14 protein-coding genes are annotated in these 16733 nt (G+C 74.7%); 12 read left to right on the top strand and 2 right to left on the bottom strand.

Annotation, left to right across the window (positions count from 1 at the left end; all coding sequences use genetic code 11):
• The first annotated feature begins 2 nt into the window (after nt 1-2).
• From ACZ47G_RS32995 to ACZ47G_RS32960, 8 genes are all read left to right on the top strand, one after another.
• Complete coding sequence (locus ACZ47G_RS32995) at nt 3-1295, top strand: nucleotide sugar dehydrogenase (RefSeq protein WP_465749070.1); 1293 nt, start codon at nt 3-5, stop codon at nt 1293-1295.
• A complete protein-coding gene (locus ACZ47G_RS32990; protein ID WP_465749068.1) occupies nt 1288-2268 on the top strand; it encodes an NAD-dependent epimerase/dehydratase family protein in 981 nt (326 codons plus the stop codon). The genes ACZ47G_RS32995 and ACZ47G_RS32990 overlap by 8 nt, the downstream gene beginning before the upstream one ends.
• Nucleotides 2265-3347, top strand: a complete 1083-nt coding sequence (locus ACZ47G_RS32985) for a glycosyltransferase family 4 protein (RefSeq protein ID WP_465749066.1) — start codon at nt 2265-2267, stop codon at nt 3345-3347. Before ACZ47G_RS32990 ends, ACZ47G_RS32985 begins: the two co-directional genes overlap by 4 nt.
• 167 nt (nt 3348-3514) lie before the next feature.
• The gene (locus tag ACZ47G_RS32980; protein WP_465749064.1) at nt 3515-4678 is read left to right on the top strand and encodes a DegT/DnrJ/EryC1/StrS family aminotransferase; all 1164 of its coding nucleotides are present in this window, start codon (nt 3515-3517) and stop codon (nt 4676-4678) included.
• Nucleotides 4675-6564 (top strand): hypothetical protein, encoded by a 1890-nt coding sequence (locus ACZ47G_RS32975; protein WP_465749062.1) that lies wholly within the window; start codon nt 4675-4677, stop codon nt 6562-6564. Before ACZ47G_RS32980 ends, ACZ47G_RS32975 begins: the two co-directional genes overlap by 4 nt.
• Complete coding sequence (locus ACZ47G_RS32970; RefSeq protein ID WP_465749060.1) at nt 6561-7442, top strand: amidohydrolase family protein; 882 nt, start codon at nt 6561-6563, stop codon at nt 7440-7442. Before ACZ47G_RS32975 ends, ACZ47G_RS32970 begins: the two co-directional genes overlap by 4 nt.
• Nucleotides 7439-8482: an alcohol dehydrogenase family protein gene (locus ACZ47G_RS32965; RefSeq protein WP_465749058.1), complete on the top strand. Its 1044-nt coding sequence runs from the start codon at nt 7439-7441 to the stop codon at nt 8480-8482. The genes ACZ47G_RS32970 and ACZ47G_RS32965 overlap by 4 nt, the downstream gene beginning before the upstream one ends.
• The gene (locus ACZ47G_RS32960; protein WP_465749056.1) at nt 8479-11634 is read left to right on the top strand and encodes an amino acid adenylation domain-containing protein; all 3156 of its coding nucleotides are present in this window, start codon (nt 8479-8481) and stop codon (nt 11632-11634) included. The genes ACZ47G_RS32965 and ACZ47G_RS32960 overlap by 4 nt, the downstream gene beginning before the upstream one ends.
• Before the next feature lie 17 nt (nt 11635-11651).
• Here ACZ47G_RS32960 and ACZ47G_RS32955 read toward each other — a convergent pair whose 3' ends face one another.
• Nucleotides 11652-12437, bottom strand: a complete 786-nt coding sequence (locus tag ACZ47G_RS32955) for a thioesterase II family protein (protein ID WP_465749054.1) — start codon at nt 12435-12437, stop codon at nt 11652-11654.
• Between the two features lie 140 nt (nt 12438-12577).
• Here ACZ47G_RS32955 and ACZ47G_RS32950 point away from each other — a divergent pair, with 140 nt between their 5' ends.
• Nucleotides 12578-13438: an iron-containing redox enzyme family protein gene (locus tag ACZ47G_RS32950; protein ID WP_465749052.1), complete on the top strand. Its 861-nt coding sequence runs from the start codon at nt 12578-12580 to the stop codon at nt 13436-13438.
• Complete coding sequence (locus tag ACZ47G_RS32945; RefSeq protein ID WP_465749050.1) at nt 13435-13836, top strand: Rieske (2Fe-2S) protein; 402 nt, start codon at nt 13435-13437, stop codon at nt 13834-13836. The genes ACZ47G_RS32950 and ACZ47G_RS32945 overlap by 4 nt, the downstream gene beginning before the upstream one ends.
• A gap of 58 nt (nt 13837-13894) precedes the next feature.
• Here the strand turns inward: ACZ47G_RS32945 and ACZ47G_RS32940 are convergent, their stop codons facing one another.
• Complete coding sequence (locus ACZ47G_RS32940) at nt 13895-14872, bottom strand: hypothetical protein (protein ID WP_465749048.1); 978 nt, start codon at nt 14870-14872, stop codon at nt 13895-13897.
• A gap of 108 nt (nt 14873-14980) precedes the next feature.
• On the opposite strand from ACZ47G_RS32940, the gene ACZ47G_RS32935 reads away from it, so the two are divergent.
• Nucleotides 14981-15697: a sugar phosphate nucleotidyltransferase gene (locus ACZ47G_RS32935; protein ID WP_465749046.1), complete on the top strand. Its 717-nt coding sequence runs from the start codon at nt 14981-14983 to the stop codon at nt 15695-15697.
• A gap of 112 nt (nt 15698-15809) precedes the next feature.
• Nucleotides 15810-16613, top strand: coding sequence for a GntR family transcriptional regulator (locus ACZ47G_RS32930; protein ID WP_465749044.1), 804 nt, complete (start codon nt 15810-15812; stop codon nt 16611-16613).
• Nucleotides 16614-16733 lie beyond the last annotated feature (120 nt).

Genomic DNA, 16733 nt, shown 5'->3' with positions numbered 1-16733 from the left:
CCATGTCCAATGCCGACTACGACGTCTGTGTCGTGGGTCTGGGGTACGTCGGCGTCACGCTCACCGCGGCCCTGCTGAAGACCGGCAAGAGCGTCCTCGGGTACGAGTACAACAAGGCGGTCGCCGAGGACCTCGACGCGGGCGTGCTGCAGCTCGCCGAGCCCGGCGTCGAGGAGGTCTTCCGGGAGGCCGCCGGCGGCCGCCGGCTGAAGGTCACCTCCGAGCTGGCGGCCGGCGCGCTGCCGCCGGTGGTCATCATCTGCGTCGGCACCCCGATCGAGGTCGACGGCACCGACCCCAACCTGCGCCACCTGGAGGCGGCGGTCGAGACCATCGCCGACGGGATCGACGAGAACACCCTGGTGATCGTCCGCAGCACCGTGCCGGTCGGCACCACCCGCAACCTGGTGCTGCCCGCGCTGCGCCGCCGGGTGGCCGAGCCGCTGGTCGCCTTCTGCCCCGAACGGACCATCCAGGGCAAGGCGTTGGACGAGCTGCTGTCGCTGCCGCAGATCGTCGGCGGGATCAACGACGAGGCCGTGCGCCGCGCCACCGAGCTGTTCGGCTCGCAGACGCCCACCGTGGTGCCGGTCTCCTCGGTCGAGGCCGCCGAGATGATCAAGCTGATCTGCAACTGCCACACCGACCTGATCTACGGGTACGGCAACGAGGTGGCGCTGATGGCCGAGAAGCTCGGCCTGGACGCGGTCGAGCTGATCAAGAACGCCAACTTCGGCTACCCGCGCCCCGACCTGAGCCTGCCCGGCTTCGTCGGCGGCAGCTGCCTCACCAAGGACCCGTACCTGCTGATGCACGCCCTCAAGCCGCACGGCCACACGCCGGGCATGATCGCCGCGGCCCGGCAGCTCAACGAGTCGCTGCCGCGCCGGATCGGCGAGCGGGTGCTGGCCGCGCTGTGGGAGCAGGGCTGCGACCCGGCCACCGCCCGGGTGCTGGTCTCCGGCTTCGCCTACAAGGGCCAGCCCGAGACCGACGACCTGCGCGGCTCCGCCTACGAGGGCCTGCTGGAGGTGCTGCGCGACCGGGTCGGCGAGATCGTCGGCCACGACTTCGCCGTCCCGCACGAGCGCCTCGCCGCCCTCGGCGTGCGCCCGGTCGACCTCGCGGAGGGCTTCGAGGGAGCCCACGCCGCGGTCATCCTCAACAACCACCTCTCCTACCGCGACCAGGACATCGACGCGCTGGTGGCCACCATGGCCCCGCCCGCCGTCGTCTACGACACCTGGCGCATCCTCCCCGCCACTTCCGACGTAATGAGGCTCGGCCATGCGTAAGAAGATCCTGATCACCGGCGGCGCCGGATTCATCGGCATGCACCTGGCCCGCCGGCTCGCCGACGAGCACGACGTCACCGTCGTGGACGACTTCAGCCGCGGCCGCCAGGACGACGAGCTGGACGAACTCCGCTCCAAGGTCACGGTCTTCACCCACGACCTGACCCTGCCGCTGCCCGCGGAGCTGCCCCGCGACTTCGACGAGGTCTACCACCTCGCCGCCGTCGTCGGCGTCGTCTACTCCAACCAGGAGCCGCAGCGGGTGCTGCGCACCAACCTGCTCTCCACCATCCACGTCCTGGACTGGTTCAAGGAGCTGGACGGCGCCACCCTCTGCTTCGCCTCCTCCTCCGAGGCCTACGCGGGCAGCGTCACCGCCGGCGTGGCCCCGGTGCCGACCCCCGAGGACGTCCAGCTGGTCGTCTCGGACCCGACGGTGGCCCGCTCCTCGTACGGCTTCAGCAAGATCGCCGGCGAGCTGCTCTGCCGCAACTACGCCCAGGCGTACGGCTTCCCGCTGCGCATGGTCCGCTTCCACAACGTGTACGGGCCGCGGATGGGCTACGAGCACGTCATCCCGCAGTTCATCGAGCGGCTGCTCGGCGGCGCCGACCCGTTCGAGATCTACGGCGCCGACCAGTTCCGGGCGTTCTGCTACGTCGAGGACGCCGTCGCGGCCATCGCCGAGCTGACCGCGCTGCCCACCGAGGACACCCTGCTGGTCAACGTCGGCAACGACCGCGAGGAGATCCGGATCGACGACCTCGCCCGGGTGGTCTTCGACGTGGTCGACCGCCACCCGGAGCTGGACGTGCACCCCGCCCCGCCGCTCTCCCCGGAGCGCCGCGTCCCGGACATCTCGCTGCTGCGCTCGCTCACCGGCTACGAGCCGAAGACCGACCTGCGCGAGGGCGTCCGCCGCACCTACGAGTGGTACGCCCGCGACCGGGCCGCCCGCGAGCAGCGGTCATGACCCACGTGCGGATCGTCCACCGCGGCTACTTCCCGGCCCGGGCCGGCGCGGAGGCGATGGCCCAGAACCTCGCCGAGTCGCTGGCCCGGCGCGGCCACCGGGTCGGGCTGTACTGCAGCGGCACGGACGAGGAGTCGGCCCGGTGGATGGCCGGCGCCGGGGTCGAGGTCGGGGTGCTGCCGGACTCGACCCCGCCCGCCGACCGGCCCGACGTGGTGCACGCCTTCGACAGCGTCTGGCCGGACTACCCGCAGGCCGCGCTGCGGCTGGCCCGCGAGTGGGACGTCCCGCTGGTGTTCACCCCGGCCTCCGCCGCCGGCGTGTGGCAGGACCGGGAGGCGGTGCTGGACGTCGCCCGACAGGCGGACGCCGTCTTCGTGCTCACCGAGGCCGAGCGGCGGCTGTTCGTCGAGGCCGGCGTCGACCCGGCGGCCCTGCACCTCAACGGCCAGGGCCCGCAGTTGGACGTCACCGCGCTGCCCGACGGCGCGGCCTTCCGGGCCCGCCACGGCATCGACGGGCCGATGGTGCTCTTCCTCGGCCGCAAGATGCGCAGCAAGGGCTACCACCTGCTGCTCCAGGCCGCCCGCAAGGTGTGGGCGGAGCACCCCGGGGCCCGGTTCGTGTTCGCCGGCCCGGACTGGGACGAGGACTGCGCGGAGGTGTTCGCCGCCCACCGCGACCCGCGGATCCTCGACCTCGGCATGGTCGAGGAGGACGAGAAGGCCGAAGCCCTCGCCGCCTGCGACGTGTTCTGCCTGCCGTCCACCGTGGACATCTTCCCGCTGGTCTTCGTCGAGGCCTGGGCCAACGGGAAGCCCGTCGTCTCGGTCCGCTTCGACGGCGGCGAGGAGGTCGTCCGGCACGGCGTGGACGGACTGCTCTGCGAGCCCGACCCGGACGCCGTCGCGGCCTCGGTGCTCCGGCTGCTCGCCGACCCCGCCGAGGCGGCGGCCCTCGGGGCGGCCGGCCGCACCCGCACCGAGCGGGAGCTCAGCTGGGACGCGGTCACCGACCGCTACCAGGCCGTCTACGACCGGCTCACCGCACACCCCGCCGGCCGGCCCGGCACCCCTTAGGGCCGCACCTTCCGGCTCCCGCCCGACCGCGGGGCCGAGGGGGCGACCCGCGCGTGCTGCCGAGCGGCCCACCGCCGGCACCACCGCACCGTGCCCGATGCACACGCACGCGGCACCCGAACGAACACCGCGCACCACAGGCGCGCGGGGGGATGGTGGATTCAGAGATGTCCGACTGGAAGGTAAACCTGTACCGGCCCCGGCTCGGCGAGGCCGAGGCCGACGCCGTGGCGGCGGTGCTGCGCTCGGGCTGGCTGTCCAACGGGCCCGTGACCAGGGAGTTCGAGGAGGCCTTCGCCCGCGCGGCGGGCGCCGAGGACGCGGTCGCGGTCAGCAACGGCACGGCCGCCCTGCACCTGGCCTTCCTCGCCCTCGACCTGGGCCCCGGCGACGAGGTCGTCCTCCCGTCGCTGAGCTTCGTCTCCGCGGCGGCCATGGTCACCCTGTGCGGCGCCACCCCCGTCTTCGCCGACATCACCGGCCCGGACGACCTCTGCGTCGACCCGGCCGACGTCGCCGCCCGGATCACCCCCCGGACCAAGGCGATCGTCGCCATGCACTACGGCGGCCACGCGGCCGACCTGCCCGCGCTCGCCGCCCTGGCCCGCAAGCACGGCATCGCCCTCGTCGAGGACTCCGCGCACGCCCCCGCGACCCGCTCCGCGCACGGTGTGCTGGGCACCGTCGGCGACATCGGCTGCTACAGCTTCTTCGCCACCAAGAACCTCGCCACCGGCGAGGGCGGCATGGTCGTCGCCCGCGACCCCGAGGTGCGCGAACGGATCCGCCGGCTGCGCTCGCACTCGCTCACCGTCAGCGCCCAGGACCGCCACCGCGGCGGCCCCTCGCTCTACGACGTCGACTCCTTCGGCCTCAACTACCGCCCCACCGAGCTCGGCAGCGCGATCGGCCTGGTCCAGCTCGCCGACCTGCCGCAGCGCCAGCTGCGCCGCCAGGAGATCGTCACCCGCTACCGGCAGGGCCTGGCCGGCACCGAGGGCCTCGGCCTGCCCTTCCAGGACCGCCCCGCCGAGCTCGCCGCCCACCACCTGTACGCGGTGCTGCTGCCGGACGGCGACTCCCGCGGCGCGATCCAGGACGCGCTGCGCGCGGCCGGCGTCCAGAGCGGCGTGCACTACCCGCCCAGCCACCTGTTCACCGCCTACCGCAAGCGCTTCGGCCACCGCGAGGGCGACCTCCCGGTCACCGAAGAGGTGATGGACCGCCAGCTCTCGCTGCCGCTGCACGTCGACATGACCGACCAGGACACCGACCTGGTGGTCCAGGCCCTCCGGGACGCCCTGGCCGACGTCCCCGGGGCCGGCGCGTGAGCCCGTCCACCGCCCACCGCTACACCCTCGTCGACGGCGGGTTCCGCCGCGACGGCGAGCCGTACTTCAGCGTGGGCTTCAACTACCACCCGTCCACCGCCGGTTGCGACTACTGGCGGGACTGGGACGCCGAGCGGCTGGCCGCCGACTTCGCCCGGATGGCCGAACTCGGCTTCAACACCGTCCGGTTCTTCGTCTTCTGGGCCGACTTCGAGCCCGAGCCCGGCGTCTACGACCCGGTGGCCACCGAGCGGCTGCGCGAGTTCGGCGCGCTCGCCGCCCGGCACGGGCTGCAGTGCCTGCCCTCGCTGCTCACCATCTGGATGAACGGCCAGCGCTTCGACCCGCCCTGGCGGGCCGGCCGGGACCTCTGGCACGACCCGGAGATGACCGAGCGCCAGCTCGGCTTCGTCCGGCACGTGGCCAAGGCCCTCGGCGGGGTCGCCGACGTCCTCGCCTACGACCTCGGCGACGAGGTCATCCACGTCGACCAGGCCGCCTCCGGCGCGCTCGGCCCCGACGGGGTCCGCCGCTGGTGGGGCCTGCTCGCCGAGGCCGTCCGGGAGGCCCACCCCGGCGCCCTGGTGCTCCAGGCCAACGAGGCGTCCGCGATCACCGGTGCGCACGCCTTCCGGCCCGAGCACGCCGAACCGCTCGACCTGGTGGGCCTGCACGGCTTCCCGGTGTGGACCCCGTTCCACATCGAGTCCGTCGCCGCCCCCAAGGCCACCGCCCTGGTGCCCTACCTGGTCCGCCGCGGCCGGGCGCACCGGCCGGTGCTGGTCGACGAACTCGGCAGCTACGGCTGCGACGAGGCCACCGCCCGGGACTACCTGCGGGCCGCCGCCCACGGCGCGCTGGCCGCCGGCGCCTGCGGGGTGATCGTCTGGTGCTGGCAGGACTTCACCACCGAGGCCAAGCCGTACGCGCTGCGCCCCAACGAGCGCTTCGTCGGCCTGCTGCGCGCCGACGGCACCGCCAAGCCCGCCATGGCGGCCTTCCGGGAGTTCGCCGACCGGGCGACCGGCGACCTGGCCGGGTTCCGGCCGCTGCCCGCCCCCGTCGGCGTCCACCTGCCCGAGCACCGGGAGGACGGCGACGCCGGCTACCTGGCCTCCGGCGGCTCCGCGGCGGCGGCCGGCTTCTACGCCGCCCAGCTGCTGCAACGCGCCCACCTGCGGTACGAGTTCACGGCCGGCCCGCCGGCCGCCCCGGGCACGCCCGGCGGCCACCGGCTACTGGTCTGCCCCTCCGTGCGGCACATCACCCTCGACGGCCAGCGGGCCCTGGCCGACTACGTCGCGGCCGGCGGCGTGCTGCTCTACACCGGCGGCGACCTGCTGCACGGCTTCGGCGGCGAGGAACTGTTCGGCGTCCGGATCACCGACTTCACCCTGCGCGCCGAGGACGCCGACTCCTTCAGCTGGCAGGGCACCCGCTACCCGCTGGCCCGAGAGGCTGGCCAGCTGCCGGTGCTCGCCGCGACCACCGCCACCGTGCTCGCCGTCTTCCCCGACGGCTCGCCCGCGCTCACCCGCAACCGCCACGGCCGGGGCGTCGCCTACCACCTCAACGCCCCGTTCGAGCAGCAGCTGAACGCCCCGCACCGGCTGGACGAGCAGCCCTGGCACCGGCTCTACGCGGACGTCGTCGCCGCCGAGGGCCTCACCGAGGCACTCGTCGGCCGGCCCACCGTGGACAGCCCCGAGGTCGAGGTCACCGTGCTGGGCCGCGGGGACGAGCGGCGCGCGCTGGTGGTCAACCACGCCCCCCGCGTGGTCCGCACCACCCTGCACCACGCCGGCGGGGCCGCCGAGATCCTGGAGCTCGGCCCCAAGGCCGTGCACCTGACCGGCTGGACGCACCGAGGGGAGGCCGACGCGTGATCATCGACGCCCACGTCCACGCGGGGGAGTACTACCGGCACTACACGGCCGCCTTCGCCGAGGAGATGATGGCCACCACCGGCATGCCGCCGCAGGCCCTCACCGCGCCCGAGGCCGCGCTGCTCGCCCACATGGACGAGGCCGGCGTGGACCGGGCCTTCCTGCTCGCCTTCGACGTCCAGCGGATCGAGGGGTTCAAGGTCCCCAACGAGTTCGTCGCCGGGATCTGCGCCCGTCACCCCGACCGGTTCACCGGCTTCGCCTCGGTCGACGCCGGCACCCCCGGCGCCGCGGCCGAACTGCGCCACGCCGTCACCGAACTGGGGCTCGCCGGCCTCAAGACCGCCCCCTGCTACCTGCGGATGTCCCCCGCCGACCCGCTCTGGAACGACGTCTACGAGGTCGCCCAGGAACTGGACGTCCCGGTGCTGGTCCACACCGGCTACACCCCGGCGAAGAAGGCCGACCCGCGGTTCTTCAACCCCCGGCTGCTCGACCGGGTCGCCACCGACTTCCCCGGCCTGCGGCTGATCCTCGCCCACCTCGGCACGCCCTGGACCGACACCGCCCTGGAGATGATGGCCCGGCACCCCCGGGTGTACGCCGACCTGTCCATCTTCAGCTGGTACCGGCCGGCCCCCACCGTCGCCGCCGCCCTCGCCCGGGCCCGGAGCCTCGGCGTCATGGACCGGCTGATGTGGGGCACCGACCACCCCTTCTGCACCATGACCGACTCGGTGACCCGGATGCGCGAACTCGCCACCGACGACTCGCTCTGGCCCGACGGCACCGCACTCACCCCGGCCGAACACGCCTCCCTGATGGGCGGCGCGGCGGCCGGGCTCCTCACCGCGACCCAGGGGGGAACGCACCCGTGAAGACCCTGCAATGGCACGCCCCCCACGACGTCCGGATCGTCGACGCGCCCGTCCCCGCGCTGACCGGCCCCGGCGACGCGCTGGTCCGCGTGGTCCGCTCCGCCGTCTGCGGCACCGACCTGCACCCCTACCGCGGTGAGATACCCGGCTTCACCCCCGGCACGGTCACCGGCCACGAGTTCACCGGCGTGGTCGAGCAGGTCGGCGCCGCGGTGCGCGGCTTCCGCCCCGGCGATCGCGTCGTGGCCTCCGACGTGATCGCCTGCGGCACCTGCTGGTACTGCGAGCGCGGCTGGCACTACCAGTGCGCCGAGGTCGGGCTGTTCGGCTACGACACCGTGGTCGGCACCACCCCGGTGGCCGGCGGCCACGCCGAGTACGTCCGGGTGCCGTTCGCCGACACCGTGCTGTCCGCGATCCCCGACGAGGTCACCGACGAACAGGCCCTGTTCGTCGGGGACATCCTCGCCACCGGCTACGCCGCCGCCGAACGCGCCGGGGTCCGGCCCGGCGACGTGGTCGCCGTGGTCGGCTGCGGCCCGGTCGGCCTGATGGCCGTCAAGGCGGCCCAACTGATGGGCGCCGCCGAGGTCCTGGCGATCGACCCGGCCGAGGGCAGACGGGCGACGGCCGCCGCCCAGGGCGCGCTGCCGCTGGCCCCCGGCGACGACCTCGCCGAGCGGGTCCGCGCCCTGACCGAGGGGCGCGGCGCCGACGTCGCCCTGGAGGCCGTCGGCGTGGACGCCTCGCTGCGCAGCGCGCTGGAGATCGTCCGGCCGCTGGGCACCGTCTGCGCCGTCGGCGCCCACGCCTCGGCGGCCATGCCGATGCCCACCGGCCTGGCCTTCGGCAAGGAACTCACCCTGCGGTTCGCCGTCGGGGACCCGATCAGCTCCCGCGACCGGCTGATGCGGCTGATCCGCACCGGACGCATCGACCCCACCTTCCTGATCTCCCACCGGCTGCCCCTGGCCGAGGCGGTGGAGGGCTTCGAGCTCTTCGACGCCGGCCACGCCATGAAGGTGGTCCTGGTCCCGTGAGCACCCTCCTCCTCCCCGCGGCCGGGCCCGCCACCCTCCCCGCCCTGCTGGCGGAACGGGTCCGCCGCACGCCCGACGCCCCCGCGCTGGACTGCGGCGGCACCCGGCTCAGCTACCGGGAACTGGACCGGCGGGCCGGCCTGCTGGCCCGCCGGCTGCGCGGCGCCGGCGTCGGCCCGGACGTCCCGGTCGGCATCCACCTGCGCCGCTCGGTGGAACTGGCCGTCGCCCTGCTCGCCGTCCTCAAGGCGGGTGGCGCCTGCGTGCCGCTGGACCCGGGCTACCCGGCCGAGCGGCTCGGCTTCGTCCTCGGCGACGTCGGCGCCCCCGTCCTGCTCACCACCGCGGGCCTCGCCGACCGGCTCCCCGGGCACGACGCCCGGGTGCTGCTGGTCGACGAGGCCACCGACCCCGCCGACGGCCCGCTCGACGAGACCGGGCCGGGCGCGGCGGTGCACCCCGAGCACCTGGGCTGGATCGCCTACACCTCCGGCTCCACCGGCCGCCCCAAGGGCGTCCCGCTGGGCCAGGCCGCGCTGGCCGCACTGGCCCTCGGCATCGCCGGCCGGCTGGACCTCACCGGCACCGACCGGGTCCTCCAGTTCGCCTCCATCGGCTTCTCGGTGGCGGCCGAGGAGGTGCTGTCCACCTGGGCGGCCGGCGCCTGCCTGGTGCTGGACCCGGCCGAGGAACTCGCCGACAGCGCCCGGCTGCTCGCCCTGATCGAACGCGAACGCGTCTCGGTGCTCCAGCTGACCCCGTCCTACTGGTACGAGTGGCTGCGCGAACTCGACCGCGGACAGGGCCCGGTGGCCCCGTCCTCGCTGCGGCTGCTGGTCGTCGGCAGCGAGCCCGTCGCCGTCGACAAGGTCGCCGACTGGTGCGCCACCGGCGTCCGGCTGGTCCAGGAGTACGGCGCCACCGAGGCCACCGTCTCCCAACTGCTGCACGAGACCGCGGCCGGCGCCGAGGAGATCCGCGGCTGGGACCGGCTGCCCATCGGCACCCCGCTGCCCGGAACGCACGCCCACGTCCTGGACGAGCGGATGCACCCGGTGCCCGACGGCGAGCCGGGGGAGCTGTACCTCGGCGGCCCCGGCGTCTCCCGCGGCTACCTCGGACTGCCCGCCCTCACCGCCGACCGCTTCCTGCCCGACCCCTTCACCGACCGCCCCGGCGGCCGGATGTACCGCACCCGCGACCTGGCCCGCCGACTCCCCGGCGGCGCCCTGGAGTTCCTCGGCCGGATCGACTACCAGCTGAACATCCGCGGCATCCGGGTCGAGCCCGGCGAGGTCGAGAACGCCATCGGCCAGTTCCCCGGCGTCCTGGACAGCGCCGTGCTGGCCCGCCCCGACGACAACGGCGCCGAGCAGCTGGTCGCCTGCGTGGTGTGGGCGGGCGAGCCGGCGGTCCGGGCGCTGCGCGCCCGGCTGCGCGAGGTGCTGCCGCCGGCCCTGGTGCCGGCCCGGTTCGCCGCGCTGCCCGCGCTGCCGCTGAACGCCAACGGCAAGGTGGACCGGCGGGCGCTGCGCACCCTGGAGCTGGACCTCACCTCCGGCCGGCCCGGCCCCGGCGCGACCGCGCCGCGGACCGCGCTGGAGGCCGAACTGACCGAGGTCTGGGAGGAGGTCCTCGGCACGGCGCCGATCGCCGTCGACGACGACTTCTTCGAGCTCGGTGGCGACTCGCTGACCGCCGTCCGGCTGGCCGCGGCCTGCCGGGCCCGGCTCGGCGCCGACGTCCGCCAGCGCACCCTGTTCCAGGCGCCCACGGTGGCCGCGCTGGCAGCCGAACTCGACCGCGCCACCCCGGCGGACGGCCCGGCCGCCCCGCCGGCGGAGAGCGGCGGGGGCCCGGCCCCCACCTCCTACGCCCAGCAGCAGATGTGGCTGCTGCACAAGCTCGCCCCCGGCTCGCCCCGGTTCAACGAGCCGGTGGTGCTGCGGATCGCCGGAGCGCTGGACACCGCCGCGCTGCACACCGCGCTCGGCGGGCTGGTCGCCCGGCACGGCGCCCTGCGCACCGTGTTCGCCACCGAGGACGGCCTGCCCGTCCAGCTGCCGGGGGAGCCGTACCGGCCGGAGCTGCCGCTGCTGGACCTCACCGGCCGCGGCGCGGAGGCGGTGGCCGAGGCCGTCGCCGGGCTGGTGCGCGAGCCCTTCGAGCTGACCCGGGGCCCGCTGCTGCGCGCCACCCTGGTCCGCCGGGGCGCCGAGGACCACCTGCTGGTCCTGGTCCTGCACCACATCGTCTTCGACGGCCGCTCGATGGAGGTGCTGTTCGACGAGCTGGGCCCGCTGTACGCGGCCGCGCTCGCCGGCGCCGAGCCGCGGCTGCCCGCCCCCGCCGCGGACTACCGGGACTGGGCCCGCGCCCAGCGCCGGCAGGCCGCCGAGCTGGGCCACGAGGCCCAGCTCGGGTACTGGCGCAAGCAGCTGGCCGGCGCCCCGGCGACCACCCGGCTGCCCGCCGCCCCGGACGCCCCGGCCGCCGCCCCCGGGCGCGGCGCGGTGCACACCTTCACGGTGCCGGCCCCGCTCACCGCCCGGCTGCGGGAGCTCGCCGGGGCCGAGCGGGCCACCCTGTTCATGGTCCTGCTGAGCGCCTTCCAGGAGCAGGTCCACCGCGCCACCGGCGCCCGCGACCTGGTCGTCGGCACCCTCACCTCGGGCCGGGACCGGCCCGAACTGGACGGCGTGGTGGGCATGTTCGTCAACACCCTGGCGCTGCGGACCGAACTGGAGCCGCAGTGGCCGTTCCGGGAGCTGCTCGGCCGGGTGCGCCGCACGGTGGGCGAGGCGCTGGCCCACCAGGACGTGCCCTTCGAGCGGATCGTGGAGGAGCTGCGCCCGGCCCGCGGCCGTGGGCACAGCCTGTTCTTCCAGCTGATGTTCACCTTCGGCAGCACCCCCGCCCGGGGGCCCGAACTGCCCGACGCCGTCACCACGGTGGTGCCCTGCGACACCGGCACCGCGAAGTTCGACCTCAGCCTCGCGCTGGACGAGGACGGCGCGGGCGGCCTCACCGGCCGGCTGGAGCACGACCTGCACCGGCACGGGCCGCAGGCCGTCCGGCAGCTCGCGGACGACTACCTCGCGCTGCTGGAGCGGGCCGTGGCCGACCCCGGGCACCGGGTGGGTGCCGCATGAGCCGGCCCGCGCCGCGGTCAGACCGGGCGGTGTCCGTCCGGGGCGGGCAGCCGGCGGGCCACCTCGGCGACCAGCGCCCGCTCGTGCTCGCGCAGGTAGAAGTGCCCGCCGGGGTACGTCAGCACCTCGTGGCCGGCGGTCGTGACCTCGGCCCAGCTGTCCAGCTCGGCCACCGGGCAGGCCGGGTCGTCCTCGCCGCCGAACACGCTGACCGGCACGTCCAGCAGCTCGGTGGGCGCCTGCGGCCGGTAGCGGTCCAGCATGGTGTAGTCGGCGCGCAGCGAGGGCATCAGCAACTCCCGCATGTCCGGGTGCTCGTAGACGTCGGCGTCGCTGCCGGACAGCACCCGGACCACGGCGATCAGCGAGTCGTCGTCCAGTCCGGGCCGGCGGCGGTCGCCGTAGCCCACGTGCGGCGCGCCGCGGCCGGAGACCAGCAGTCGGGCCACCGGCTGCCCGTCCGCCCGGAGGCCGCGGGCGACCTCGTAGGCGACCGCCGAACCCATGCTGTGCCCGAACAGCACCAACGGCAGGCCGGTGTGGGCCTTGAGGGCGCGGGCCGCCCCGGCGGCCAGCTCCGGCAGGGACTCGATGCAGGGCTCGGCGATCCGGTTCTGCCGGCCCGGGTACTGCACGGCCAGTACCTCGACGTCGGGCGGCAGCAGCTGCGGCCAGCCGAGGTAGCTGGTCGCGGCGCCGCCCGCGTGCGGGAAGCACACCAGTCGCACCCGGGCGTCCTCGACCGGGTAACGCCGGAGCCACGGGTCGGAGTTGTCCACCTTCGGAAGCCGCGGCACGACCATGACCACCCCGTTCCGGACCGCGTCCCGCAGCCCCCGGTGAGCGGGAGGACGACCGGCCACTTGATCAACGGCGTCACCCTACCAACCGGCGCCGCGACGCCGACCGGTGACTTTCGCCCCGAGCCGACCTGGAGCACCGCATGAGCACGGTACCGACCGACCACTGGACACCCTGCACGGTGATCGACCAGAGCCGCCTGTACGACCTCTACACGTCCGTCCCGACGCCGGAGGGGTACCGGGAGATGGCCGGGATGGAGGAGCGCTGGATCGGCGCGATCGCCGAGGGCCACCGTCGCACCGCCCCGGAGTTCGCCTCGCACACCGAACTCCTGCGGGAGCTGTCCGCCTTCCTGGCCCGGGAGGGAACGGCCGCCTCCGACGGCCACCGCTTCCTCGCCGAGGAGGCCACCCTCGACCAGTTCCGCGTCGTGGTCGGCGAGTTCGCGATGGACGGGCTCACCGAATCGCTCAACCTGCTGCCGGTGGTGCCGCGGCTGCCGTACAAGGCCGGCATGGCCGTCTTCCGCGTGATGGTGGACGAACTCGGCTGCGGCAACGACGACCAGGCGCACTCCGAGCTGTACCGCGAGCTGCTGCGCGAACTGGACCTGCCCACCGAGGTGGCGGCGTACCGGGCCGGCTCCAGCCCGCAGGCCCACGCCTACGTCAACATGTTCCACTGGCTGGCCTCCCGGGCCGAGACCCCGGAGTACTTCCTCGGCGGCTACGCCTACTTCGAGGCCAGCGTGCTGTACGGGTTCCGCAGCTTCGCCCAGGCCGCCCGGCGGCTCGGCCTGAAGTCGGGCAGGTACTACACCGAGCACCTGTACATCGACACCTACCACAGCAAGCAGATGCGGGTGGCGATCCGGGAGACCCAGGCGGCCGGCGGACTGGACCTCGCCAAGGTGTGGGCGGGCGTCGAGCTGACCAGCGCCATCGTCGGCGACGCGACCGAGACCGCGATCGCCCTGGCCCGGGAGGCGGGACGCGCATGACCGAGACGATTCCCGGGGCCTCTCCCGGGGCCGATGCCGGGGCCGATCCCGTGGCCGATGCCGGGGCCGAGGTGGCTGTCGAGGAGGCCCAGGACCCGCGGGTCCTGCAGGTCAGCGAGCGGCTGATCCTGGTCGAGGCGGGCGGCCGGCGGCTGATCACCGACGCTGCCTGCCCGCACCGCAGGGGCCTGATGCGCTACGGGCACCTGGACGCCGACCGGATGCTGCTCCGCTGCCCGCTGCACCACTCCGCCTTCGACCTGCGGGACGGCGGACGCCGGGTGGCCGGGCCGGCCTGCGCCGCGCTGCGGATCCTCGCGGAGCTGCCGGAGGGCGCCCCGGTGCCGCCGGAGGCCGAGCTGCGCCGCCTGGAGGACCGGCTCGATGCGGCGGACTGACCCCGGCCGCAGGACGGCGGACCGGCTGGTGGCCGGTCCGCCGCACCGGGCGGTCGGCTCAGCCCGCGGCGACCGCGGCGGCGGGGCCGCCGTCGTGCTCGGCGAGCTCCGCGGCCAGGACGGCCCGCAGCTCCTCGTAGGTCGGCGCGAGCGCGCGCAGGCCGGCGATCACGGCGGCGTCGTCCTGGACGACCAGCGGGTACTGGATCCCGCCGAGGATCCGGGCCTGCCGGCCCAGCACCTCGGCCGCGTTCCGGAAGCCGATCCCGGCCAGGGCGGTCGAGGCGTCGGACAGCCGGCGGGCACCGGCCCGGACGGAGAACTTCTCCATCACCTGCCGGATGTCCGGGTCCAGGCCCTCGATCACCTGCTCGGCCAGCCGCTCCAGGCCGGCCGCGGTGCCGAGCGACCCGGGCGGCATCTCGGCGGCGCCGGCGCCCCGGCCGGCCAGCAGCTCCACGGCGCGCGGCAGCGAGGCCCGTACCGCCTCGGCCGCGGTGGTCTCCCGGACCACGGTGAAGCCGCTGCGCAGCACGAACGGCTGCTCCACGTAGTCGATCTTCTCCGCCTGCCAGGCGGCCAGGAAGGCCGGCACCGGCAGCGTCGCCCAGGGGTGGCCGTGCGGGTCGTGGAAGACCACGGTGTCCCCGTCGACCGCCACCACCAGCACGTAGTGGTCGGCGCCGATCGGCTCGCCGGAGCCGGGCTGCTGGAGCAGCAGGCCCATGTCCAGCGGTCCGGCCAGCGCCGGCCCCTGGGCGACGGCCGCGCGCAGCCGGCGCTCCGCGTCCTCGGGGTCGTCACCGGCGGTGCGGCGGCACTCCCGGCCCAGCAGCCCGATCGCCGCGTCCAGGCCCTGCTCCGGGTCCCAGCCGAAGGGGTCGAAGAACGGCAGCACCCCGTCGATCAGCTGGAATCCGAACGGTGACCCGGTCAGTACCTCCAGCACCTGCGGACCGGGCGTGTCCGGACCCAGCGCCATGGCGAGCGAGTTGGAGAAGCAGTACGGGCCGGAGCCGATGTAGGGGAACAACACGACCTCATCACCTGGAACTTGACAGCACGTTCCCGCTCACCTTAGGCACCCGCGCCTGACCTCCACCACTCGGCACGAACCGCACCACCCCAGCGGAAGGACTTGATCATGCACGCTTTCATCATGGCCGGCGGCAAGGGCGTCCGGCTGCGGCCCTACACCACCGCGCTGCCCAAGCCGCTGGTGCCGATCGGCGACCAGCACGCGATCCTGGAGATCGTGATGCGCCAGCTCGCGGCGGCCGGCTTCACCAAGGTCACCCTCGCGATCGGCCACCTCGGCCACATCATCCGCGCCTACGTCGGCGACGGCACCCAGTGGGGGCTGGAGGTCGAGTACGCGGTCGAGGACAGCCCGCTGGGCACCCTCGGTCCGCTGGTGATGATGCGGGACCGCCTCCCCGAGCACTTCCTGGTGATGAACGGCGACATCCTGACCTCGTTGGACTACGCCGCCGTCCTGGAGCGGCACCGGACGGCCGGCGCCCCGCTGACCATCGCCACCCACAACCGCCAGGTGAACATCGACTTCGGGGTGCTCACCACCACGGACGACGGGCACGTCACCGGCTTCAAGGAGAAGCCCAGCCTGGCCTACCAGGTGTCCATGGGCGTCTACGGCCTCAGCCGCGCGACCCTGGACGGCTACCTGCCCGGCCTGCCGCTCGGCTTCGACGAACTCGTCCTGGACCTGCTGGCGCGCGGCACCCACCCGGCCACCTACGCGTTCGACGGCTACTGGATGGACATCGGCCGCCCCGAGGACTACGACCGGGCGAACACCGAGTTCACCACCCACCGCGAACTGCTGCTGGGCAGCCGCTGACCCCGGTCCCCGCCCGTCCCTGCCCGCACCTGCCCCGCCCCGCGCGGGGCGGGTGCGGACGGGCAGGGACGGTCGCGGGCATGGTCATGGAGGGGGCGTTTAGGATCGATTCGTGCCCACACGTCGAAGCAGCGGACCGCTGTACCTCCAGATCGCCCGCCGGATCCAGGACCGCATCGACGCCGGTCAGTACGCCCCCGACACCCGGCTGCCGAGCGAGAACGAGTTCGCGGCCGAGTTCGGCGCCAACCGCCTGACGATCCGTCAGGCCGTCGCCGAGCTGGCCCGGGCCGGGGCCATCGAGATCCGTCGCGGCGTGGGCACCTTCGTCCGCCGTCCGGTGCTGCGGCACACCGTCGACGTCACGGTGGACCCGGCCAGTGCCAGGATCGACGTGGGCAACCGGAGCGGCGGCCTGCCGCCGACCGCACTGCGCGGCGCGGAGGAGCGGGTGCTGGGGCTCACCGCCGCCGCGACCGGCCCGGCCGATCAGCTCGCCGCTGTCAAACTCGGCTGCGCCGTCGAGGAGTTGACCAGGATCGACGCACTGGCCCGGATCGACCGGCGCCCCTGGGTGGTCAGCAGCTACTGGACCGCCACCGAACTGCTGGGCGAGGCCGCGGCGGAGCTGTCCGACCCCGGGGTGTCCCGGGACGTGACCGAGGCCGTCACCCGGGCGACCGGCCTCCGGCTGGAGGTCGACTGGCGGGGCTTCTCCGCGGTCGCGGCGGACATCGCGGACGCCGAGCGGCTCGACGTGCCGGCCGGTACCCCGCTGCTGGTCCGCGAGGGCGTCAACTGCGCCCCGGACGGTCGCCCCGTGCTCTACCTCCGGCGCCGGGCCATCGGCGACGGCACCACCTTCGTCCTCCACTACCGCGACGGCCGGGCCGCGCCCGCGGGCCGCGAGGGCTGACCGGTCCTGTCCATGCCCCGGCCGGTCTCCGGTGGGCGGGGTACGCACCACCCGTGCTGGTCACGGGCGCGTCCACTCCTATCGGTCGCGATACTCGGTGAGGCATTGACGTGACTAAGG

The organism is Kitasatospora sp. NPDC030952, assembly GCF_055571335.1.
This window is presented reverse-complemented; position numbering and strand designations above follow the sequence as displayed.

Coding starts and splice junctions, on each gene's coding strand:
- ACZ47G_RS32995 (WP_465749070.1), top strand. CDS start 3: ATGTCCAATGCCGACTACGACGTCTGTGTCGTGGGTCTGGGGTACGTC.
- ACZ47G_RS32990 (WP_465749068.1), top strand. CDS start 1,288: ATGCGTAAGAAGATCCTGATCACCGGCGGCGCCGGATTCATCGGCATG.
- ACZ47G_RS32985 (WP_465749066.1), top strand. CDS start 2,265: ATGACCCACGTGCGGATCGTCCACCGCGGCTACTTCCCGGCCCGGGCC.
- ACZ47G_RS32980 (WP_465749064.1), top strand. CDS start 3,515: ATGTCCGACTGGAAGGTAAACCTGTACCGGCCCCGGCTCGGCGAGGCC.
- ACZ47G_RS32955 (WP_465749054.1), bottom strand. CDS start 12,437: ATGGTCGTGCCGCGGCTTCCGAAGGTGGACAACTCCGACCCGTGGCTC.
- ACZ47G_RS32950 (WP_465749052.1), top strand. CDS start 12,578: ATGAGCACGGTACCGACCGACCACTGGACACCCTGCACGGTGATCGAC.
- ACZ47G_RS32945 (WP_465749050.1), top strand. CDS start 13,435: ATGACCGAGACGATTCCCGGGGCCTCTCCCGGGGCCGATGCCGGGGCC.
- ACZ47G_RS32935 (WP_465749046.1), top strand. CDS start 14,981: ATGCACGCTTTCATCATGGCCGGCGGCAAGGGCGTCCGGCTGCGGCCC.